Origin of the sequence: Phytopseudomonas dryadis, assembly GCF_004327355.1 — a bacterium.
Classification (GTDB): domain Bacteria; phylum Pseudomonadota; class Gammaproteobacteria; order Pseudomonadales; family Pseudomonadaceae; genus Aquipseudomonas; species Aquipseudomonas dryadis.
The window spans coordinates 44343-69373 of sequence record NZ_QJUM01000027.1 but is presented as its reverse complement, the minus strand read 5'-3'; the positions used below and the strand labels follow the sequence as shown (position 1 = coordinate 69373).

Annotated in this window: 1 protein-coding gene (only partly in view); it reads left to right on the top strand. The window is 67.0% G+C overall.

Going from position 1 to position 25031, the window contains the following annotated elements; genetic code table 11:
• Nucleotides 1-219 precede the first annotated feature (219 nt).
• Nucleotides 220-25031, top strand: the 5' portion of a protein-coding gene (locus tag DNK34_RS20100) for an Ig-like domain-containing protein (protein ID WP_131177301.1). The gene runs 18034 nt beyond the window's last position; 24812 of the gene's 42846 nt are visible here — the first part of the coding sequence; its start codon is at nucleotides 220-222; its stop codon lies beyond the right edge, outside the window.

The following is a 25031-nucleotide window of genomic DNA, read 5'->3' as shown; positions in this document are numbered from 1 at the left end:
ACGACAATACTATCCGTTACGATCTCCGCTGAATACGGGCGTCTTGAAGGGCCCAGCCCTTTTTATGATGCTCGTCACAACTGCCATGTAAATTTCAAAACAGCACAAAAAGCGAGCTTGAAATAATTACACACAGTCGATAGCATTCTGCCACCCAAGAGATCGGCTCTATAAGGTTGCTGGTTCTCTATTTGAAAAGTCAATGGAACTTTCCTGAAGATGCTGCAAGGATGCTGCTGTACAGGTTTTCTGCGTCTGCTCGTCGCGAGTCTATCGCTGGCGGCGGTGGAAGCCTTTGCGTCCAAGCCTCTGCTCGACATCCGCGCCGCTTCCCCGCTGGGCAGTGCCGGCAATGCGGTCAACTATGCGCTGGCGGTCGATGACTGCCGCAACCTCGTCGAAGTCCAGATCGCTGCCAGCGATACCCGTTTACTGCCTACTGACGCTACCCGTGCGAGCGCTACCGGTGTCGCCTGTTCCTTCGATTTCAGCATCACCGGTGTCGAGGCGCTGCAGCCCGCCGTCATCCTGCGCTACGCCGATGGCAGTGCCCAGAACTACAGCGAGATCTTCGAGCGTGAACAGGTGGCGCCGCGCCTTGCACTGGAGCAGGTGGCGATCGAGAACCTCGAGGGCGAGCAATACCTGGTGGCGAGCTTCGCCGCCCAGGACGAGGTCGATCTCAGCTATCTGAGCATTTCCCTGACCGGCCTGCGCGCCTCCGACCTGCGCGCCGCCGGCGGTGTGGTCAGCGAGGCCGAGCGCAACGCCTTCCTGCGCATGGGCGAGGCCCGGCGGCTGTTCCCCAGCGTCGACGGTCAACAGCGTTTCAGCATCCGCGAGCGCATCGGCACGCCCCTGAGTGCCGCAGAAGTAGCGCGCAATGCTCTGGTCATGATCAACGCCTCGGCGGTGGACGCCTCGGGCAACCAGCAAAGCTTCTCGGACATCCGCTTCATGGGCGAGGGTGTGGACGAGTCGGCACGTTCGCTCAGTGTGATGCCGGATCGCCTGCTGTTCAGCGATGCGCTGCAGTCGGCGCGGCTGGTGCCGGAAGTGGATTACGAATTCCGCGGGCCGACGCCCCTGGTCGGCCCGGGCACCGGCATCGTCTATCGCTCTGCCGATCCGGCCAAGGTCTGGGTCAGCGCCGACGGCGTGGTCTATCCCCTGCAGGAGACCGATGGCCAGGAGGTACTGATCCATGTCGGTTTCCCCGGTCTGGACGAGGTCAGTCTGCCAGTCAGGGTCGATTACAGTCGCCGTCTGGTCGGCCTGCGACTGCAGGATCATGGCGTTGGCCAGCCGCTGGTGCTGCCGCGGCTCAACAGCCTGATCGACCTGCCTCCACTCCTGGCGGTTTTCGACGATGGCAGTGAATCGCCCCTGGCCGACAGCCTGGTAGCCCGGGTACTGTTGCCCGCAGGCAGTGAGGGCGTGCTCGCGAGCAATGACCAGTTGCAGCTGCGCGCCAGTGCGCAGATTCCCGAGCAGAGCCCGCTGTCGCTGCGCGTGCAACTGGAACGCTACCCGGAGGTCGGCATCGATCTGCCGGTGGTCGCGCTGGATGCGGCGCCCTCGCTGATCTTCGCTCCGTCCTCCAGCGTAGCCGTCGGCGCGGTGCTGGAACTGCAGGTCGATGCCAGTGACGACGTGGCGGTGGCCAGTGTCGAGTTCTGGCTGGATGGCGGCCTGGTGGGTCGCCGGCAGTCGCCGCCCTACAGGCTCAGTCTGCCCGTGGAACAGGAGCTGGAAGGACGTACCCTGAACCTGCGGGCAGTGGCCTTCGACGAGACCGGGCAGAGCCAGAGCAGCGCCGAGCATGCCGTGCGGGTGCTGGCCAAGAGTACCCCGCAGGCGCCGGCCTTCGTCTTCGAGACCCCGGTGGACGCCCAGCGCGTGGTGGAAAACAGCCCGCTACGCGCTGCCATCAGTAGCAACCTGGGCGTGCTGCCGGACGTCGAGTACCAGAGCGGCATCAGCCAGGTCGAATTCTTCATGGACGGGCGCAAGGTCGGAGAGACGCGCTTCCCCATCCTGGAGCAGCGTCCCCTGGAGGTCGACCCCTCTCGGATGCAACTGTTCGAGGTCTGGCAGGCCAACCTGCAGGTGCCGGAGATCGCCCTGCGTGAGACCAGCATCGGCCTTTCGGCCAGGGTGCATGCCAGTAATGGCGCGGTAGTCGACGCGCCAGCGCGCCTGCTGCGCGTGATCGAGAACCAGAAGCCGACCGCGCGCATCGTGCAACCGGCCACTGGCAGCTCGGCTACCGTCGGGCAGACCGTCAGCATAGTGGTCGAGGCCAGCGATGACACCCTTGATGGCGGCACGGACATCTACCTGCTGGTCAACGGTCAGGAGCTGCAGTCCTACCGCCACCAGGATCGTGACTACGACGGCACCCTGCTGGGCCTGCGCAGTACCAGCCACAGCTTCCAACTGCCCATCGGCAGCGAATGGCTTGGCCGTACCCTGGAGTTACGCGTGCGGGTGGTCGACCTGCATCAGCAATCCAACCTGTCCCAGCCCCTGCTGCTGCCGGTCAAGGATGATCAGGCGCCGACCGTGGCGCTCAGCTACCCGGTGGAAGGTGCGCACCTGGTGTCCGGCCAGCCGGTGGAGTTACGGGCCAACGCCATGGATGACCTGGGGCTGCGTCAGGTCGATTTCTACGTCAACGGCAAGCTGGTCGGCACCGACCAGCGCGCGCCCTTTGCGGTGATCTATCAGACACCTGCCGGGGTCGACAAGGAAACTCCGCTGGCGGTGCATGCCGAGGCCATCGACAGCGCCGGGCAACTGACCCGCAGTGCGGTGGTCACCGCCACCCTGGGCAAGGACGAGGACGAGCCGGTGATCAACCTGGCCTCGCCGAGCATCAGCATCAGCGATGCCGGCGACGACCTGGCGCCGGTGATCGAGAACAGCACCTTCGTGCTCAAGCTGACCGGCTACGACAACGTCGGCGTCGACAAGCTGGAGCTCTATGGCGTCGCCAAGCAGGATGGCGTCGGCTTCTTCCTCACCGGCAATCCGGCGGATCGCCTGAGCAGCACCGATGGCGGCCTGGCCATTCAGTCCATTCCCGGCGCACTGAAGGCCTACTCGACCCTCAAGGTGGTCGCCGCGCCGCGCTTCAAGCGCCTTGATGGCGTGCGCTACGATCGCTACCCGATCCGCGCTGTGGCCACCGACGGGGTGGGCAACAGCAGCGAGCTGCAGGTGCTGATCGGCGTCGGCCAGGACTCCAGGCCCGAGGTGCGCGCTCTCAATCCGCAGAGCAGCAGCCTCTACAGCCAGGATAGCCTGCAGGTGGACGTGGTCGCCCGCGACGATCTGTCGGTGCACGCACTCAAGGCCAGCCTCTGGGAAGAGAGCGGCAACCGGGCGCTGTGGGAAAAACGCATCGACCAGAACGGCGGCCTGAACATAGGCCCGGAGACGGTCAACCGTCTGGTCGTCGATCTCGTGCCCCTGGCCCTGGGCAATCAGCCGCGCCGGCTGAGCCTGCAGGTGTCGGCAATAGACGATGCCGGCCAGGAGAGCGAGACCCGCAGCCTGCCGCTGCAGATCATGGCCGACGACAGCGGCCCGCGGCTGGCGGTGGTGGCACCGATCCAGGGCGTGCCCCTGTATGCCGGCAACAAGGTGCAAGTACGCTTACGTGCAGTGGACGATACCCGCATCGTCGCCCTCAGTGCCCATGCCGGCAGCAGCATCCTGTACCAGCGCAGCCTGAACGCCGATCAACAGAACGCCAGTTTCGAGGACAGCTTCGAACTGGAAGTGCCGAATGACCAGAGCGAACTGGTCATCGAGCTGCGTGGTAGCGATCAGTATGGCAATCAGGCCGAGCCGACGCTGTGGCGCTTCCCGATCAGCCAGGATCAGCCGCCGCAGATCAGCGTGCGTGCGCCGGCGCCGGGCTCGCGGCTGTACGAAGGCGAGGCCTTCACCGCCCAGGCGTTGGTTACCGATGATCGTCAACTGAGCCGGGTCGAGTTCATCCGGGGTGACGGTGCCCAGGTGCGGGTACTCAAGGCCTTCGCTGGTGCCGAGCTGGCGGCGGCGCAGCAGGGCTATTTCAGCGCCTCGCTACGGGTGCCCGGCAAGGCCGCTGACGATACGGCGATGGGGGTGCGTGCCTACGACAGTGCTGGCCAGGTCAGCGAAGCGGCCTTCGAACTGGACGTGGTCGACGACAGCGAAGCGCCGACCCTGCAGGTGATCGAGCCGGCCGCCGCCTTCGACCTTGAGCCGGGCAGCAGTTTCGCGGTGCGTGGCAGCGCTGGCGACAACCAGTATATCGACGGCGTCGACGCCTTGTTGATCGATCCGCAGAGCGGTGAGGAGCATGCCCTGGCCTGGGAGTTGTTCACCCGCAAGGATCGCGTGGAAAGCGTCAAGGTGCCCAACCCGGGCAGCCTCGGTGCCATCCTGGTCGGCCAGCGCTTCTACGCCGATTTCGAGGGACGCCTGCGACTGACCGCCGAGCTCAGCCGGCGCTACGGCGGCAAGGCACTGCAACTGGTGCTGGTGGCCCGCGACCGTGGTGTCAACCAGACCCGCTCGCAACCCATCGAGATTCGCGTGCTGGCCGACCGGGCCGGTCCGGAAATCAACATCCAGTCGCCTCAGGAGCGGCTCTTCGAGCGGCAGAAGGCGGCGCTGCAATTGCACCTCAAGGACGACACCGCGGTGGCCGCCTATGAAGTGCGGCTGCTCGACGACCAGGGCCGCGACGAGCTGCTGGCCAAGGCTGAAGGGCTCAGCGAGGCGCAACTCGAGGTGCCCCAGGGCGCGCAACTACTGCTGGACATCGAGCGCTACCGACCCCAGACCGAGCCGATCGGCCTGACCCTGAGCGTCACCGCCCAGGACGTGCTCGGCAACCAGAGCCAGCAGAGCAGGCGTCTGCTGATCCAGCGTGACCAGCCGCCGCGCGCCAGCTGGAGCGATAACCTGCCGGCCGCTCAGGCGTTGCGCGGCCAGCCGCTCAGGGGCGTGCTGCAGATTCAGGACGATTTCAACTCGTCGGCCGATGGCGCTGCCATCGGGCATCTGTTGCTGCTCAGTTCCCTGCGTGATCAGGGCGGTGCCCGGGATTACCGCGGCCTGGCCGAGTGGGACGCCACGAGTAGGGCCAATCAGCCGCGTATCAGCTTCGCTTACCCCGAAGCCGAGGGCTGGGCCGGCAGCCTGTTGGTCAACGAGTCACCGCTGCTGCGCCTTGCCGAAGGCCGCATGACCCTGCTCGGCGGCGTACCGCAGAGCGCCCCCGAGCGGCTGCGCCTCGGCGAGCAGGACGCCATCTGGCAGGTCGAGACTTTCTCCAGCAACCTCTGTCAGGTGCGACCGGCCAAGCGCGAGGTGCAGGCGCCCAACGGCGTGCTGGACGTAGCCGCACTTGGCGGAGCGGATACCACGCGTCTGATCCTGCGGCCACTGAGCGGAGTGCCGAGCTTCGTTCGCGAACTGCACTTGGGCCTGCAGGAAACCCGTAACGCCAATCTCAGCACTCTTGGCGGCACCCGGGTGGCAGGGCGTTATTCGCTCGATCTGCTGCTCCAGGACGGTCTGGGCGCGGATGCCCAGACCGCCTTCCTGCAACTGGCTTCCCAGGGCTACCAGCGTGAGTTGGAGAAACGCTTCGCGCTGTTCATGCCGGTGCCGGTGGAGGTGCAGAGCAGCGGTCTGAGCCTGATCGCCCACAGCACCGACCGACTCTCCGTCGAGCGTGGCGAGCAGCCTTTGGTGCCGCTGCTGCAGCAGACGCTGCAGATGGACGAAAACACCCCCCAGGTGCGCATCACCAGCCCCCAGGCGGGTATCGCCGCCACCGGCCTGCAGCACTTCGACATCAAGGCCGCCTTCAGTGACGACAGCCTGGCTCTGAAGAGCCTGCGCCTGCTGGAGAACCGCAGCCGCGTGGTGCACGACCTCGGCATTGCCCTGGGGCAGAGCGAAGCCGTGCTGCCGTATCAGGTGCCACGCGACTTCGTCAGTGGGGAACTGGAGCTGACCCTGGTCGCCGAAGACTGGAGCGGTCGCAGCAGCGAGCACAGCCTGCGCTATCCGCTGGTGGCCAACGAGAAGCCCCAACTGACCCTGGCCGGCTTCAACTCCTACTGGGTCGACGGCAGGTATCAGAAGGCCCTGACCGACCCGGCGCGGCTGAACTACGGCGAGTTCTGGGTACGCACCCAGGAACGCTTCCGCCTGGATACCGATCTGCGTGACGATGCCGGCCTTTCGGCCTACCGCATCCAGCGCCTGAAGCGCGATGGTAGCGTGGCAGCCACCGTTTACGAGCGTGGCTTCCAGGTCAACTGCCCGGCCGCGCCGCCGCTGCAGACCACGGATCAGGCAGAGATTCTGTTCGACCAGAGCGAGCCCACCGAGTATCGCGTGGAGCTCACCGACACCTACGGCCAGGTCGCCGTGCGTACCTTCCTGGTACACCCGCTGACCAACATGGTGCCCGAGGTGCGTATCACCGCCCCGGCGGACAATCAGGAAATCGCCGCCGGCACCTTCCGTATCCGTGTCGGCCTGGTGGCCGTGGACGATCGCAAGCTCAGCGCCCAGCGTCTCAAGGTGTTCGCCAACGGCGTGCCGCTGCCGCTGCTCTCCAGCGCAGACGATGTGGCCATCGGCGGCGAGCAGGTGGTCGATGCCGCCTTCGCCAGCATGCACGACAGCATCCACGCCAACTACGATGCCAGCATGGCCGACGACTACGGCCGGCGCAGCAGCCCCTACGCCATGCAGCGTACTTTCGTGCTGGAAGTGCCCCAGGGGCTGATCCGGCACAACCAGCCGCTCACGCTCACCGCTCAGGTGGAAGACGCCGACGGAGCCGTCGGCTTGCACGAGCTATCGATCCGGGTGATGGCTGACGACATCGCCCCGGCGCTGTTGTTCAAGCGCCCGGCGGCGGGCTTCGGTGCCATCGAGGACAGCGATTTCAGCGTGGTCTACCAGGCTTACGACAACGTCAAGGTCAACCGCCTGCTGCTGTCGCGCGGCTATTCGATCCGCGTGCGCGGCGAAGCCCGTGACCGCGAGCAGCCATTCAGCCTGGTGCGCAGCATCGACGCCATCCCGGCCGACGACTACGAGCCGATCAGCACCCTGAACATCGACACCCCCGAGTACAGCCAGTTGATCCACGTCGACCGTCTGGCGCAGATCATCGACGGTTTCGGTGTCGACCCGTCCCAGGTCGAGCGGGTCAACGTGCGCCTCAAGCTCGAAGGCTTCGACGCCGCCAACGGCAGTGAGCTGATCAACAGTTTCCCGATCAACGTCGACGCCCGCCCGGTGATCGACGTGGTCGAGCCGTTGCCCGGCGCCCGTGTGGTGGAAGGCAATCCACTGTATGTCAACGTCAAGGCCTTCGATGATGTCGGCGTCGAGTATGTGCACGTGCGCGCCACCTACGGCAACGGCCAGGTGCCCTACGAGATGCGCCTGCGCCAGTCGCCCTACGCCTTCTCGGTGCCGATGCCGGCCTTCGATGCGCAGAATCCCGCTGCCAATCAGGTGCAGCTCAGCCTGGAAGCGGTGGATACCTACGGTGTGGCCCACGGTGACCTGGATGCGCACCGCGCGGAAGAACAGTTCAGCGTGGAAATCACCGAGGACCAGCAGCCGAGCCTGGTCATAGGCACGCCCAGGGACAACAGCGAAACCACTGAAGGCCAGTTGCTGCTGGTGCAGGTCAACGCCGTGGACGACGTCGGCATCGACCGCGTGGTGCTCAACGTCGGCGGGATCAAGGGCGGCGACCGCAGCCTGACCGACATGGTCTTCCCTTACGAATTTCTCATCGAAGTGCCCTATGGCCAGGCTGGCACCGACCTGCGCCTGACCGCCACCGCCCAGGAGCGGCGCGCCGACGGCAAGGGTCGCAGCGTGACCACGCCGACGCCGGTGCGGGTGCGGGTGAACAAGGACGAGCAGGCACCACTGCTGCAGGTCAGGCTGCCGGTGGCCAGTGGCGCCAGCGTCGCCGAGAAGCGCAACCTGCCTTACCAACTCGAGGTCAGCGACAACGTGCGGGTCGGCTCGCTGAGTCTGGGTCTGTACGTCGACCGCAACGGCGACGGCAGCTTCAGCGCCGACGAGCGGGTTGCCGACCGCCTGCTGCTGTCCGGCCCGTTCACCGGCAACCTGCCGGTGGGCAGCATCGCCGAGTACCTGGGCAGCAGCGAGCAGTTGCCCGAAGCCCTGGACATGCAGTTGCAGATAGTCGCACGCGACCCCAGCGGCAACGAGAGCAGCGAGAAGATTCCGGTACGCCTGCTGCGTAACCAGGTGCCCGAGGTCAATGCCATCCGCCTGCTGGATGCCCGCGGCTTCGCCATGGGCGAGGTCAGCGAGCTGACCGAGGGCCGTGGCGTGGTGTTCCAGGTGCAGGCCAGCGACCCGGAAGTGGGGGTGGACAGTGCCGCGCTGTATTACGCCATCGGCCCGGTCGATAGCGAGCCTCAGTATCAGCCCCTGGGTGAAGATTCTGCAGCGCCCTACCAGTTCCATTTCAAGGTGCCCAGCGGGCGTGTCGATCAGGTGCTGCGCATACGTGCTCAGGCACGTGACCTGGATGGCTACGAATCGGCCCTGGTCGACCTGCCCGGCAGCATCCGCATCAAGGCCGACACGGCGCCCCAGGCGCGTATCGTCAAACCGGACAACGACAATGCGGTGATCATCGATGGTCAGGATCTGGAAGTCTTCGTCGAAGCCTTCGACGACCTGGGGCCGGAAGGCATCGACCACGTGACCTTCTATGTCAATGGCGTGCCGGTGGTCTCCAGCGAGCAGAGCTACGGCCAGCAGGTCGGCAGCCATGCCCAGGATCACGTCTACCGCGCCCAACTGGCCGCGCCGGCCGGGGTGCAGGGCTTCACCGTGCAGGCCATCGCCTACGACCTGCTTGGCCAGGCCGGCGAATCGCAGATCGTGCGTGTGGGCAAGCTGGAAGATACCGTGGTGCCGCGCCTGTCGCTGCTCGCGCCGATCGACCGTGACGTATTGACCATGGGCGAGGGCCTGCGCGCGGTGGTGTCGGTGGAGGACATGGGCGGCGCCATCGAGAAAGTCGAGATGCTCTGGCGCCGCGAGTACCAGGACGCCGGCGGGCAATGGCAGGTAGCCGACGAATATCCCCTGTCGCTGTTCCGCGACGACCAGCGCGCCCCCGGCGACACGACGCCTGTGAGCGACCCGGACAAGCACTATTTCATCTACTGGGCTGACTTCAACCAGGGTGACGTGCTGCGCCGCACTGGCCTGCGCAACGAGCGCCTGCATCTGCTCACCAGCGTAGTCACGCCCAACCACAAGGTTACCCGCGATAGCTACCACGAGGTCGGCTGGCCGCTGAGCGAGCGCCGCTTCATCGCGCCACGGGCCAATGCCCAGGCCGCGGGCAAGGGTGTCTACTACACCGCGGTCGACCAGTACCGCGCCCTGGATCGCAGCGGTGCCATGCTCGCCGCCTGGTCCAGCGTCGATCCGCTGCGTATCGAGCAGGGCCTTGGCCTGCTCGACGAGAAGGCCCTTAAACAGCCCAACCCGCCGGCGCGCACCGGTATCTTCATTCTCGATGCCGTGGACGAAGCGCAGAGCAATCAGGCCGGTGATTTCTTCGCTTATTCGCCGTTGCTCAACAGCGCCGCGGAAATTTTCAGCGGCAGCATCGGCGAGCTGCTCAGCGACGAGAACATCGTGCTGGCGAGCAAGTCGGGTCTGGCCGGCGGCTACTGCCAGCAGGGCTCCCCGGCCTGTGCCTTCGTCGATCAACTGAGCGCGGAAATCCGTGCCGACTGGCTCGGCGGCGACACCCCCGGGGAGGGTACCGGCGCCCTGTATCTGGACAATCAGGCCGGCGAGCTGCTGCTGTTCGGCCAGCGCAACGGCGATGGTCAGTTCGGCCTGCCCTATCTACTCAGTGGCCGCGTAGACATGCCCTACCCGGATGTCTACGGCCTGACCCGCAGCGGCAACCTGGCGCTGGTGGCCAACGGCAACGGCGGCGTGCAGGTGATCGACATCAGCAACCTGACCGCGCCCTACCACGTGGGCTACATCAAGCCCAACGGCTTCGCCCGCGACGTCAAGGTACGCGGCCACTACGCCTATATCGCCGCCTCCGAAGAGGGCGTGGTGGTGGCCGACCTGAGCACCCCGGCGATGCCGGTGGTAGCGCGTATCGACACCCTGGGCGTGGCCAACCGCCTGCACCTGGTGGGCAACCAGTTGTACGTCACCGACATGGCCGGCGGCAGCGATGCCGCGCGCCTGACTCGCATCGACATCGGCGAACCGGATCAACCACGTCTGGTTCAGGTGGTGGATGTAGTACCGCATCGCCCCGATCTGGTGGCCGACGGTCTCTACAACGTGCAGGTGTCCGGCAACCTGGCCTATGTCACCCAGTTGCTCTCCGACCAGGAAGACAAGCCAGCTCAGAGCCTGGTGCAGATCATCGACCTGGCCCGGGTCGGGGAAAACGGCCTGGATGCCAGCGTCCCCGTGATGGTGCATCGCCAGGCCAGCGAGGACGACTTCGCCGCCCGTGGCGTGACCCTGGCCCGTGGTGCCGTGCAGGTGGCCGCCGGCAAGGGCGGTATCGGCCGCATCGACATGCCGGCGCTGACCGTGCTGCAGCACAGCCCCAACGTCGGCGAAGCGGATGTCAGCACCCAGTTGACGCAGATCCTCATCGAACTCTCGGCGGTATTGCCCGGCGATACTCGGCTCGATGAGCACGTGCAGGTGCTCGAGGGCGATGCGCAGATCGGCCGTGACGTCACCGCATTGTTCGAGCTGGGCTTCGCCGCCCGTGGCGACGACACCAGCAAGCGCCGCATCCAGTTGTTGCGCAAGGAAGGCCAGAGCCTGACCCCGCGCCAGCGCTATTACGTGCGCCTCAAGCAGGGCCTGACGCCGATCACCGGGCAGCCCCTGGCGGCCGACTACCTGTTCAGCTTCAGCACCGCGGCCGTGGATGCCCAGTACCCGGATATCCAAGCCATCTGCACCCGCGAGAGCGCAGAGCGCAGCGCCTGCGTCAACGTCGGCGACGTGCGTGGCGGCACCGAGATCATCGTACGTGGGGCCAACTTCGGCGATGGCGCGACCCTGGTGGTCGGCGGCGAGCCGCTGGTGATCGAACGCCGCGAGGTCGATGCCGACAGTGGCCTGATACGCCTGTACGCCAAGACCGTGCCCAACTACGCCGGCCCGGCCTCGGTCACCGTCAACACCACGGCGGGCCTGTCCGACACCGTGCTGGGTGGCTTCGTGTTCGTCGATGAACTGTCCGTTTCGCACCTTACCCCGGCCGTGGTGCGGGTCGCCCAGAGCGGTCGTAACGACCGCGTCGAGCTGGTCGGCAAGGGTTTCCACGCCGGCCTCAGGCTCAAGGCCTACAAGAGCGGCGAACCTCAGTCGGTGCTGGAGTTCAAGGTCGGTTCCGACGATCTGCGCCTGTACAGCGCCGAGCGCATGAGCCTGCTCGCCCCTGATCTGCGTGACGAGGAGGGCGGTGCCTACCGCGGCTTCATCGACATCGAACTGAGCGACGAACTGGGCCGTCATTATGTGCAGCGCAACGCACTCTTCTATGGCCGCCTGCAGGTCGATCGCAGCCTGGAAAGCGAGCCGCCAATGACCGTCGAGACGATCGACCGGCGCCTGGCCCAGCTCGAGCGCGGCGGGATCAGCGACTACGTACCCGATCCGCTGAAGCTGCCACCGGGCAACATCGTCGATCTGGCAGCGGACAGCCAGTTGCGCCTGGTCTACGTGCTTGGCCGTGGCGAACTCAGGGGCCCGCGCCCGGAACAGGTGTTCAGCCTGGAGCAGGTAGAGCACTACTATGCGCCGGGCTGGATCAGCCTGGTCAAGTATGACCCGGCGAAACTCGGCGATGCCGCGCCGCGCCATGGCCTGGGCTACTACAACCTGCCCCAGGATCTGCAGCCCAGCGCCATGGCCCTGGCCGAGCAGCAACTGTACGTTACCGCCCGCGGCCACAGCTTTCCCTATATCGACACCGAGTATGAAGGCCGCAGCGTGCTGCTGGTCTACGACCGTGAAGTGCGCGACCCGGATCGCCTCGACGAACAACCGGCGGGCAAGGACAGGGGCGTGCGCTTCAGCCTGCCGCTGCCGTTCGCCGGTATCGCCGAAAAGGTCATCGCCCACCAGGGCCTGCTGCTGATCGCGGCCGGTAGCGAAGGTGTGGCGGTGGTCAGCATCGCCGACCCGCTACGCCCCAGCGTGATCCGCCGGCTGACCCAGGCCACCCTGGGCGGTCGCGCCCAGGCGCTGAACAGCGTGCAGGACATCAGCGTGATCGGTGACACGCTGCACGTGGTCAACGGTAGCAACCGGGTGCTGTTCGACCTGAGCAAGCCGTCCCTGCCGCAGTTGGGCGAGTCGCGCATCGCCGGCCTCAGCGGCCTGACCAGCGATGGCCAGCGCTTCCTCGACAGCAGTGGCCCGACCTTGTACGACGCCAGCCGCCCGGCCTTCCTGCGCGAGCTTGGCCGCTACCAGTCCGGCGGCTTCAGCGTGCCGGGCAGCAGCAAGGGCATCCAAGCCTTCAGCACCACCGGGATCAGCCTGAACCTGGGCGGGTCGACCAGCAGCACCTGCGAGAAAGGCATGCAGGGCTACCTCGGCTTCTACGATTTCAGCCGCATCGACAACATCGGCCTGCTCGACGCCTTGAGCCTGCCTTACCCCTGTCTGGTGGCTCCGGGCAGCGGCGAGCTGGCCAAACCCTGGCGCAGCAACCCGCTGGTGCTCACCGAACAGGGCATCGCCGCCTTCTCGGTGAACGCCAAAAGCGACGGCGACACCATCTCCCACCTGGGCCTGGTGGATCTGCTGACCCTGGAACTGGTGGGCAGTTCGCCCCGCGACCAGGCCGACGGTGTGCCCCTGGATAGCCCGCTGACCCTGAACTTCAGTCGCGGCCTGGCTGCGCTCGACGATGGGCAGTTGCGCCAGCATCTGAGCCTGCAGCTCGATGCCCGCGACGACCAGCCGGCCAGCGCGGTGGCCTTCGACATCAGCCGCAGCGCCGATCAGCGCACTCTGCTGCTGCAGCCGCGTCAGCCACTGATCGCCAACGCCGCCTACCGCATCCTGCTCAAGGGCGATCTGGCCAGCCGCCGCAGCCGTGGCCTGATGGAGCATCAGGTGCAGTTCCGCAGCGGCAGCGGCGGCGGCGCCCAGGTAGCCATTCTTGGCAGCGCACCGGCCATGCTCGATGTCGCCGGTGGCGAACTCGAGGTACTGTTGGCCGGCGTCAGCGGGCAGCCGCAGTTCGCTCTTTCCGGGCAGAGTGCCAGCGGCGAACTGATCGAGACTCTGGCCGACGGGCGGTCGCGCTTCCGCGTGCAGGCGCCGGCCAGCCTGGCCGGCCCGGCCACGTTGACGGTGACCAGTGGCAACGGCAGCAAGGCCTCGCGGGTCGGCGCGGTGCAGTTCGTCGAACCGTTGCTGCTGCGTTCGCTGACTCCGGCCCAGGGCTCGCTCAACGGCGGTTCGCTGGTGCAGATCAAGGGCCAGGGCTTCCGCAGCGAAGCGGGCGCCATGAGCATCCGCTTCGGCGACGTGCAGGCCGAGAGCTACAAGGTGCTGGACGCCGAGACCCTGGAAGTCACGGTACCGGCGGGCCCGATCGGTACCGTGGATGTGCAGGTCAGTCTGGTCAACGGTCAGCAGGGTGTACTGAGCAAGGCCTTTACCTACCAGCAGCCGCCACAGGCGCAGGTACGCGACAAGGGCCGTATCTACGACATGGCCCTGGACCCATCCGGCAGCTACCTGTTCGCCGCCCAGGGCGAGAACGGCGTGCTGGTCTACGATCTGAACGCCGGCAACTACACCGGCGATCCGCAGAAGCCGCTGAATCCCGATGCGCTGCTGCAACTGATCGACCGCAACGGCGACCGCAGTGACGACCGTATCCTCTCGCGTATCGCCCTGCCGACCGGCTTTATCGCGGTCGGCGTGGAACCCTATTTCGAGGGCGGCAGCGACCGCGTCTACATCACCGCCGTGCGCCTCAACGGTGCCGGACAGCCGGAAGCGGCGCGCCTGTTCACCGTTGCCTTCGACGAATTGGATCCGAGCAGAACCACCCTGATCGGCGCCCTGGAACTACCCGGCAACCAGGTACGCGGTCTGCGCGTACGCAATGCCCGGGTGCTGCTGGCGATGGGCGAGCAGGGGGTCGGCCTGGTCGATGCCTTCCTGCCGGCCAAGACCTATCTGGTGCAACGCATGGCCGCCGATCCGACGACGCCGATCCTCGATGTCGCCAGCCAGCCCGCCAGTGCCGGTGAGGCCGGCCTGATCGTCTCCGTGGGCGGCAGCTTCGATTACCGCAACAACCGTCTGACCAGTGTCGAGCAGAATGGCAGCGGCGGCTTCCAGGTATTCGCCCAGAGTGCCAGCCAGGGCCTGCAGCGCCTCGGCGGCCTGGATCTGCCGGGCACCCGGGTGACCCTGCAGGGCCGCTACGCCTACGTGGCCGCCGGCGCCAGCGGCATCGCCGTGGTCGACCTGCAGAACCCGCAGGCGCCGGTGATCGTGGCGCGGCTCAACGACATCGGCCATGTATTCGATCTCGACCTGAACGCCAACACCCTCTACGTGGCGCGGGGTGACAAGGGTGTGCTGATGGTCGACGTAACGGATCCGCTGCGGCCCAAGGCGGGCGACAGCCTGTCCGCCGGCGGCGTGGTGGAGAGCGTGGTGGCCGGCGACTACTCGGCCCATGCCGGCGGCGTGGATGCCCAGGGCAGCCTGTTGCAGGTGGTACCCGACGTGCTGCTCAAGCTGATCGCCGTCGACCCGCAGAACCGCATCCTCGACCGCCAGCCCGATGGCAGCCTGCAACTGGTGGCGCGTTTCAACAAGGCCATCGACCTGTATCCGGCCAACCTGGCCCGCTTCGCCCTGCTCGATGCCCAGGGCGGCAGGCTGGCCGCCAGTGTGCAGATCGTCAACAACGATGCCCGCCTGCTGCTTGACGCCGGTGCGGCCGAGCGCCTGCAGAGCGGCGATTCGCTGACTCTGCTGGTGGAGGCCGGGGTGGCCTCGGTCAAGCCGCTCGGCAACAGTGACCAGGTGATGGTGTTGCAGCGTCTGGCCAGTGCTCAGCGGGTGGCCCTGACTTACCGCGGCGGGCGCGACGATGCGCTGTCGATCCAGGCTGTGGTGCCGCGCCGGATCGCTCGCGACAGTGCCAGTCTGGTCAGTGTCAGCGTCCTGGGACTGCCGGCCAACCTGGCGCATGTGCGTCTGTATGCCGGCGACCGCGCCCTGCAGATCGAAGGTGTCACCCGTGACGGCGACAATACCCCGGCGGTGCTCAAGGTCAGTGTGCCGGCCCTGGCCCATGCCGGGTACTACGACCTGACCCTGGCGGTGCTGCGCGATGGCATCTGGCAGCAGGCGGTGCTCGAAGGTGCGCTGCTGGTCGACGCACCCATCCGTTTCGACGCCCTGGCACCGCTCTGGGGGCCGGTATCCGGCGACAGCTCGGTCACCATTACCGGTGAAGGCTTCGAGCCCGGTAACAGCGTGCAGGATGGCCTCAAGGTGCGTATCGGCGGCTTGCCCGCGAGCCGGATCGAGGTGTTGGCCAGCGACCGCATGCGCGTTCTCACCCCGCGTGGCGCGCCGGGCCGGGCCGAGGTGCTGGGCGAAGACCGCTACGGCAACCAGGCTCGTCTGAGTGGCGAAAAGGGCTTCGGCTACGGCCTGCGCAAGCTCTCCGAACTGCATCCTTCGCTGATCTTCCCCAGTGATGTATGGATCGATCAGGATACCGGCGTGGCGCTCAGCAACGGCGGCTACATGGTCAATGGCTACACCCGCCAGGCCCTGGTGGCCGGCGGCTGGCTGCCGGAAACCTACCGTGCGGCGAGCTTCTCCGTGCAGGATCCGGCCAAGCCGCAGTTGGTCGGTGGCGCGATGTCACTGCCCAGCGATGTCCAGCGGCTGACGCTCAAGTCCCAGGCGATGGCCATCGAAGCACGCCTGGCAGGCGCCGCCCTGTTCGCTGGTTCGGTCGAGCCGAGCGAGGAAGAGCAGCAGATCCTCGACCGCCAGGCCGGCCAGGATTTCCCGGTCGGTATCGATTCGCTGCGCGTCACCCCGACCCTGGAGTGGGAAGAAAACACCTGGCGCAAGCGCCTTTACGTGGCCAGCGGCCTGGGCGGTGTGGCCCGCCTGAACCTGGACGAGCAGAACGGCCTGCAACTGATCCACGAAGAAGACCTGCGGGCGCCCATCAGTCGCCTGATCAAGCACGGCGCCGGGCTTTACGCCGCCTCGGTGTCGGTGGAGGCCGAGCCACCGGACAGCCAGACCTGTGCTTTCGCCACGGGTCCATCGAGTGGTCGCCCGCTGCTGGCGCTGAACTACCAGGACGGCGACGATCCGGTACGCCTGGCCGGCCCCGAGGCCCTCCAGGGCGGCGCCCTGCTGCAGTTCGAGGACGGCTGGCTGTTCAGCGGCGGCAACCTGCGCAGCGCCGCCTGGGCCAACTGCCCGGGCTGGACGGAGTCCCTGGCGGTGCCGATCGACGGCAAGGATGGCGAGATTCGCGCCCTGAACCTGTTCGACCCGAGCCAGACGCGTAGCTTCAGCTTCGCCGGCAACCCACAGGATGCCCTGGCCTACGGCCGCTACCTGCTGGTTGCGGTGGGCAGTCGCGGGTTGGAGATCATCGATCGCGAGCAGCCGCAGCAGCGCGTGCAGGTGGATCTGGGCAGTGCCTTGCAGGCCAGCCCCGGCCGCGGTGTGCGTTTGCGCCTGGCCGGTAACCTGCTGTTCGTCGCCGCCGACAGCGGCGTGGTGGTGCTCGACCTCAGCGAGCCGCTGCAACCGCGGGTGGTGTCGGCCGGCAACCAGGAGCGCATCGAGGCCCTGGATCTGTTCAACAACCGTCTGGTGGCCGGTTCCGGCACCGACGGCCTGACCCTGCTGGAGCTGCCCGGCGCCCTGGTGCTGGACGCCAGCGTGCGGCAGGACGGCGTGGTCCCGGCCAGCGAGCAGGCCATCGAGCTGACCTTCAACGAGCCGGTGACCCTGGCTTCGCTGGACGCCGCCGGCAGCCTGCAACTGCTCGACCTGGGCAACGAGGCGCGGCCGCTGACGCCACCGAGCCTGCAGGCGCTCAACGGTGACGGTCAGTCCGCCACGCGCTTCGCCCTGCGTTTCACCGCTACCCCTGAAGCGCACCTGCGCCTGCGCGTCGAGCAGGCCCGCAACCTGCGTGGTGCCGGGCTATGGGCACCCTATCAGGTGGACTTTCAGGTGGCGCCCGCTGGTGCTATCCAGCCGCGCATCCGCTCCCTGGACAACGCCCGGGTGCACCGCGGCACCCAGGATGAAATCCGTATCCACGGCAGCGGCTTCTCCAGCAGCGTCAAGGGCTTCATCAACCAGTACCCGGTACAATTGCAGTGGCTCGGTGCCGAGCAACTGGCGATCCCCGCCCATGCCCTGGACATGCTGCCGCTGACCCCGGGCCAGTGGCACCTGCGCCTGGATGACGGCGGTCTGCGCGACGATTACCTCGGCGCCATCATGATCGGTGCCGAGCAGGCCCTGGACAAGGTCGTTTACCGTATCAGCCCGGATGCCGCCAGCAAGACCGGTGGTACCCGCGTGCAGATCGACGCCGACCAGGACGTGCTGCTGCCCGGCACCCGGGTGGTGCTGCGCGCACGCCATGGCGACACCGAGCTGTACACCGGGCGCAGCCCGCTGGTGGAAGAGCCGGGGCAGATCAGCATCGACCTGCACGACGACGTCGAGACCCAGCGTCGCTTCAGCTTTATCGTGCCTGGGGTGATAGACCCGGACATCTACGACCTGTACCTGCGCATCCCCAGTGGCGCCCAGACCCGCGAGGTCAAGGTCGGCTCGATCTCCTACACGCTGCCGCAGGGCCTGGGCGTCATCCTGCCCAACTATCCGCCGATGCAGATCGGCGCCGCCCAGGTGGTCGAGGATCGTCTGTTCGTCGGGGTCAAGGCCGGCGCCGCGGCCACCACCGGCAACCGCTTCCTGATGACTGCCGGCCTGGAAATCTACGACATCGGCCTGTGGGAGCGACCGATTCGCTTGTCTCAACTGCGTCTGGCGCAGCCAGTGCTGGGGCTGGAGGTGCTCGACAGCCTGGTCTACCTGGCCAACGACCGCGATGGCGTGCAGGTGGTCGACATCAACGACCTGGCCCGGCCGCTGCTGGTGGCCGGCCTGAGCCTGCCCAACCACCGTGCCCTGGATCTGGCCGTGGAGCGCGAGCGTGGCGCCCTGGCGGTGGCCGCGGCCAACGACCTGGGTACCGGTTACGTGCGCTTCCTGCCGTTGGCGCGCAACGAGCTGGGCATGCAGGCGCCGTTGCCGACCATTCCCTTCGACGGCAGCCTGAAGGCCGATCTGCTCGGTGCCCCGGTGGATGTGCAGTGGCTCAATGGCCAGTTGTACGTGCTCTATCTGCGCGACAAGCAGTTGTATCTGGCGACCTTCCGCGGCTTCGGCGAGCAGCTCGACTACCGCGTGCAGGCCATCGAGCGTGGCCAGGTCGATGCCGAGTCGATCAGTACCGCCCTCAGCCAACTGAGCCTGCAGGTGCAGCAGGGGCTGATCAGTGTCGGCAGTGGCAACACGTATCTACTGCTCGAAGCCGACGCCGACGGCGTCTACCAGACCATCTACTGGCAGCAGTACACGCAGGGCGGTGAGCTGCTCGGCGTTGGCGGCCAGGTCATGCAGGGCAATGGCAAGGGCGTGCAGATCAATACCCAGCCGTATCTCGCAGTTGCCTCCAGCACGCCGGGCAACGGCGGTATCCTGGGCAACGGCGAAAGCATCGGCATTGCCTTCAACAACCTGATCAACAGCGACCCGGCGCATGTGAGCCAGGCCGTACGCATTCTCGGCGAGGGTGGTGCGGCGCTGGCCGCGGACGCCTTCGAGATGAGCGGCAGCAACACCCTGCGTGGCGGGCGCATCGACATCCGCATCAAGGGCGATTACCAGGGCCCGTTGCGCATCGAAGTCGGCACTGCCCTGACCGACCTGCAGGGTCATGCCCTGCGCCAGCCCTTCGTCCTGCTGCTGGAGCGGCGCAGCGGTATCCGGCCGCTGATCAGCAAGGTACAGCGCGAAGTCGATGGCGTCGCCGGCCTGCACTACTTCCACGCCACTGGCGGCGAAACCGCGCTGATCAAGGGCAGCGGCTTCGGCCTGGCCAAGGAGCAACTGGCGGTCTGGCTCGGCGAGACCCGCCTGGGCGCCGAACAACTGCTGACACTGGCTGACGACGAGCTGCGGGTGGCGGTGCCGGATCTGCAACTTGGCGGCGTCAGCGCCAGCCTGGCGGTGAAGGTTGAGCGTCTCGATCAGAACCTCGCCTACCTGCGCCAGGGTGCCATGACCGTATTGCCGCAGATCGAGATCGACGACCTGCAGCCCAAGACCGGACCGCCCCAGGGCGGTAACCTGGTGACTCTGTACGGCCGTGGCTTCAATCACTTCATGCAGGTACGTTTCGCCGGCGCCCTGGCTGGCGACCTGAAGATCCTCAGCAGCAACCACGCCCAGGTACGAGTGCCGGCCGGCAGCTTCGGCAAGGCCCAGGTGCTGGTCGAGAGCGAGCTGTTCCCAGGCGAGCAGAGTGTCGCCCCGACTGACTACTTCTACACCGGTGTGCCCACTGGCTCAGTCGAGCTGCCGGCGGAAATGGCCAGCCCGATTTCCGCCATCGTCCGCCTCGACGACGGCGCCAGCCAGTTGCTCTACGCGGTGACCGGTGGCAGCTTCGACAAACTCGACAGCCAGGGTCGTCTGGCGCGTCTGACCAGTACCGCGGCGCGCCTGTTGGTGGCCGATATCAGCGATCCGGTCAACCCGCAGATTCTCTCCAAGGCGTTCGCTGGCGGCGCCAAGCTCTACCACTATGAAGCGCCCAATGGTCTGGCGCCGAACGGCTTCGTCGACCTGGCCATCAACGACCGACAATTGTTCGTTGCGGGTGGTCGCAAACTGCTGCACTTCGACCTGACCCTGCCGGCGGAACCGGCGCTGATCGCCGAGCTCGACCTGGCTGGCGAGATCAGCGCTCTGGCCAGCCGTGACGACCTGCTCTACGTCGCCTCTCGCGAAGGGGTACGCCAGTACCGCATCGGCAGCGACCTCGAGCTGGTCGACCTGGGCCTGATCGGCACCGCTCAGCTTGGCGGCGTGCCGGGCCGCCTACGTCTGTTCGGTTCCAGCCTGTGGCTGACCCTGCCGCAGCAGCAACAGTTGCTGGAGCTGGAACTGGCCAGCGGCGAGTTCCGCTCAGTGCGCCGTGTAGCCACCCGCGACCAGGCCGGCAACCCCTTCACCCCGCAGGACCTGCTGGTATCCGCCGAGCGTCTGCTGGTATCCAGCGGCAGCAGCGCCACGGTGCAACTGTTCGCCCTCGACAGCGAGCAGGGGGCGACTCCGGTCGCCGACCTCAAGCTGGCCTATCTGGTCAGCCTCGGCGACCTCTTCGCCGGCCAACTGCAGCTGGCCGGGCAGACCCTCTACGTGGCCGGCGGCCAGGGCGATGTACAACTGTTCGACATTTCCGCCTGGCTCAACGGCAACACCCAGACCAGCATCGGCCTGCTCGACTACTTCAGCGTGCTCGGCAACGCCAACAGCCTGTCCCTGGGCAGCCAGGCGCTGTACGCCGGCAGCGCCTTCGTCTACCTCGACGGGGTGGCGGCGGAAAACCCGCTGCCGAGCCTCGAGGCAGCCACCCATTTGGGTGGCAGTCTGAATACCCTGGCCTACCAGAATCTGACCGTTCTCTCGCAGCAGCCGCAGCCCGGGGATCGCCTGTCGCGCGACGGCGCCATCGAGGTGCAGTTCAACCGCCTGCTCGACAACAGTCAGTTGCGCGACCAGGGCAGCGAGCTGGTACAACTGCTGCTCGACGGCGCGCCGGTGGCCAGCCAGGTCGCCCAGGTGGGTGTCGGCCGCCTGGTGCTGCGCCCCAGCAGCGCTCTGCAGGATGGCAAGCAGTACCAAGTGCTGCTCGGTGCCGCCCTGCGTGACCAGCAGGGCCGCAGTCTGAACGGCGACTACCGCTTTGCCTTCGTCGCCGACAGTGCCGGCCAGCCACTGCTGGACGCCATCTCGCCACGCCAGGCCAGTTGGCGGGGCGGCGCCGAGATCAGCGTGCAGGGCTACAATTTCGGCACAGACATGCGCCTGGAAGTCGGCGGCCAGCCGGTGGCGGCCAACGATATCCTCTACCGCGACGAGAACAGCATCCGCTTCCGCATGCCGGGGCTGGCCAACTCGCCGGCGCGCAACCTGCCGGTGGGGCTGAAGCTGGTGCAGGGCGGCTTCAGCGACTTCCGCGCGGCGGCCATCACCTACGTGGCCGATCCGCAGATCGATCAGGCCGGCCTCTACGACCGCCTCAGCGGCACCCTGGCGGCGCAGAGCAAGCGCTTCATCTACAACGCCGGCGAGACCATCGGCCTGCAAGGCCGTGGCTTCGGCGAAGGCAGCCTGGTACGCATCAATGGCCGCCAACTGAGCGACGTGCGCCTGGAGCGTGCCGACCTGCTGAGCTTCGGCGTGCCGACCGACACCTTGGGCGGTCTGCTGATCGAGGTCAGCAATCAGGGCTTCAGCGGCGACACCGCCCGTGACAGCAGCCTGCGTATCGAGTTGCCGGCGCGCCGCCAGCTCGATGGCGTCAGCCACTACCGCCGCCATGGCGACCTGCTGCTGACCGCCAATGGCCGTGACCTGCAGTTGTCCAGCCTGCTCGACGGCAGTACCCCGCAACTGCTGGCTCGCTGGCAGGCCGCTGCGGTGGTGCGCGACATCGCCCTGAGCGATGGCCATGCCGCAGTGCTCGACCAGAACGCCCAGGTGCAGGTCTTCGACCTGAGCAACCTGTACGCGCCCAAGGCCTTGGCGCCCCTGGCCAACAGCCGTCGGGTCGACTACCAGCAGTTGCGCCTGGCCGGTGACCTGTTGCTGCTGCGCGCCGGCGAGCGGCTGTTCCGCGGCCAGGTGCAGGGGCCCGAGCTCGAGGAGCTACCGGTCGACGGCGGCAGTGCGCTGATCGACCTGGCCCAGGACGCCCGCGCCCTCTACCTGTTGTTCGCCGACCGCCTGGAAGTGCGAAGCGTCCGCGATGCCAGCCAACTGCTGGCCAGCCATGCCCACGGTCTGCAGGATGCTCGTCGCCTGTGGGTCGACGGTTCCCGCCTGTACCTGCAGGGCGCCAGCAGCCTGCAACTGCTGCATCGCGCAGCGCTGCTGCGTGGTCGTGGCGAGCCGCTGCTGGGTGAACTGAGCCTGCCGGCGCGTGTCGAGCAACTGACCAGCCAGGGCGAACTGCTGGCCTGGCTGGACGCTGGCCGGCTGCAGCTCTTCGACCTGGAGCTGGACGCGCAGCGTGCGCTGAGTGCCCGTGAAGTCGCGGCCATCGCCGTGGGCAGCAGCGAGGTCGGCTCGCTGGCTCAACTGGAGCTGCATGGCGAACTGCTGGCCTGGCGCAATGGCAACCAGTATTTCAACGCGCAGATTCCGCTGAACAACAGCTGGGCGTTGACCCCGGACAGCCTGGCAGCGCCTGCCGATCCGCTCGGCTTGCGTTTCAGCGGCGCCGACTATGCCTGGCGGGACGCCCAACTGAAGCTGTCCGACATCGCCGGCGAGCCCATCGATGGCCGTACCCAGGTGCAGGGCCGGGAAATACGTACGGCCGTCGCCGACGGCAGCTTCCAGCCAGCCTCGCTGTACCGCCTGGAACTCGAGCGGGCGCCGCTGAGCTGGCTGGACGGCGCCGAGGTGCGCTTCGACCTGCCATGGCTGGTGGACAGCGTGGACTTCTTCGGTGCCGTTCAAGTGCGTCTGGATGCCCTGGCCCCCAACCGTAGTATCACCGGTGTAGCGCGCAGCTACGCCTTGCACGGCCAGCAGTTGCAGTACGTCGACGAAGTGCAGATTGGCGAGCGGGTGCTGGGCCGCGAGCAGTTCCAGGTGAATGCCGAGGGCGACCGCCTGAGCTTCAACCTGAGCCTGGAGCAGCCCGGCCTGTACAGCCTGCAGGTGCGCAGCGGCCAGCAGCGGCAGATCCTGCCCACCGCCCTGGCGGTGGTCGAACCCCTGAGCATCATTGCCGTGACGTCTGGCCATGGCGGCGGTCAGGTGGTCAGCGACAGCGGCGGCACGCCGGTGCGGGTCAGCGCCCAGGGCCTGTCCGAAGGCCTCAGTCTGCACTGGTTCCCGGCCGGCCAGGGCATAGTGCCGAGCGCCAGCAATCGGGTCGCCTTCAGCCTCGACGACGGCGGCCTGAGCTTCGTCGCACCGCGCAGCCAGGCGGGCTGGCAGTACCAGGTCAGCCTGCTGCGCGAGACCAGCGGTGAGCGCGTCGACAGCACCGCCGAGCAGTGGCTGCGAACGATTGACGACAGCCCGCCGGACGTGCGCCTGGTCAGCGCCCTGGGCGCCCGCGAAACCCTGCTGCTGGAGGCCGACGAACCGCTGATGGCCCAGGGCTTCCAGGTGATCAAGCAGTTCCGTGACTACCAGGAGCGCGTCGAGCCGAGCGAAGACGTCAGCCAACGCTTCATCACGCCGCTGAGCCAGGGCAACCGCCTGGAACTGCGTCTGCGCAGCGATGCACAGTTGGAAGCCAATGCCCTCTATCAGGTGACCCTGAGCGGCCTGGGTGACGTGGCCGGCAACCTGGCGCGCGACAACCAACTGATCCGCGGCGGCGTCTACAGCGGCGTCTACCAGGCCGAAGACCGGCTCGCGCCACGTCAGGATTCGCTGCAGGTGCTGCTGGGCAACGGCCAACCGTTGAACGCCGCCACCCAGCTCAAGCTGGGTAGCCGTTATCAGTTCCAGGTCAGCGCCCAGGACAACATGCAGCCGGCCGACAAGCTGAGCTTCGCCTACCGTCTGTCCAGCGACGGCGGCCAGACCTACAGAACCGACTGGGTCACTATCGACAAGGGTGTGTTCAGCCTCGACCTGCAGGGTGAGTACCAGGGTTTCAGCCTGCTGCTGCGGGCCAGCGACGGTCGCAACAGCGTGGAGCGCCGCTTCGACGCCCAGGTCAGCGCCCCCGACCTCAGCCTCGGTCATTTCGAGACCCTGCCGACCCCGGTGGAAGAAAGCACTCCGGCCGAACTGCGCTTCCGCATCGATGGCGACCTGGAACTGGTGCGTTCCACGGAAATTCGCCTGCTCGATGGCCGCTATGCGCCGGCCATCTTCGACCGCGCCAGCGGCGTGGCCAGTCTCAGCGTGCAGCACCCGCGCCTGCGCGACCTGCCGGGCAGCCCTCTGGCGTCGGCGCCGCTGACCGCCGAGCTGCGTGTGGGCTTCGGCCTGGACGCAGTACCAGGCTACCGATATTTCCAGGTCGGCTACGACCTGCTGGCCGACCAGACGCCGCCGCAGTTGGCGATCATCGCGCCGCTGGACGGCGAGTTCGTGGCCCGGGGCGAGACCACCGAGGTGATCCTGCGCAGCTACGACCGCTACGGTGTCGAGCGGGTCGAGGCCTGCGTCGACAGCACCAGCAGCGATCCCTTCGCCGACGCGGCTGCCTGCCAGCGTCTGAGCGATCCGAACCGCCTGTCGCTGGCGGTACCGGCCGATGCCAGCCAGCCGATCCGCATCGCCGCCCGGGCCATCGACCTCAATGGCCTGGTCAGCGATACCGCGAGCATCGCCCTGCAGCCTTACGATGGCCTGAAAGGCGCGCCCGAACTGGACTTCATCGCACCGGCCGATGGCCACACCGTGCAGGCCGGCGAGCCGCTGAATGTGCGTGTGCGCCTGCGTCAGCTGGAGCAGGCCAGCCTGTACCTGGACGTGGCCGGCGATCCGCAGCACCCGGCCAATCCGGCGCCGCGCCTGCTGAGCCGCAGCGCCGACGGCGAAGAAATCCTCGAACTCGACCTGAACATGCC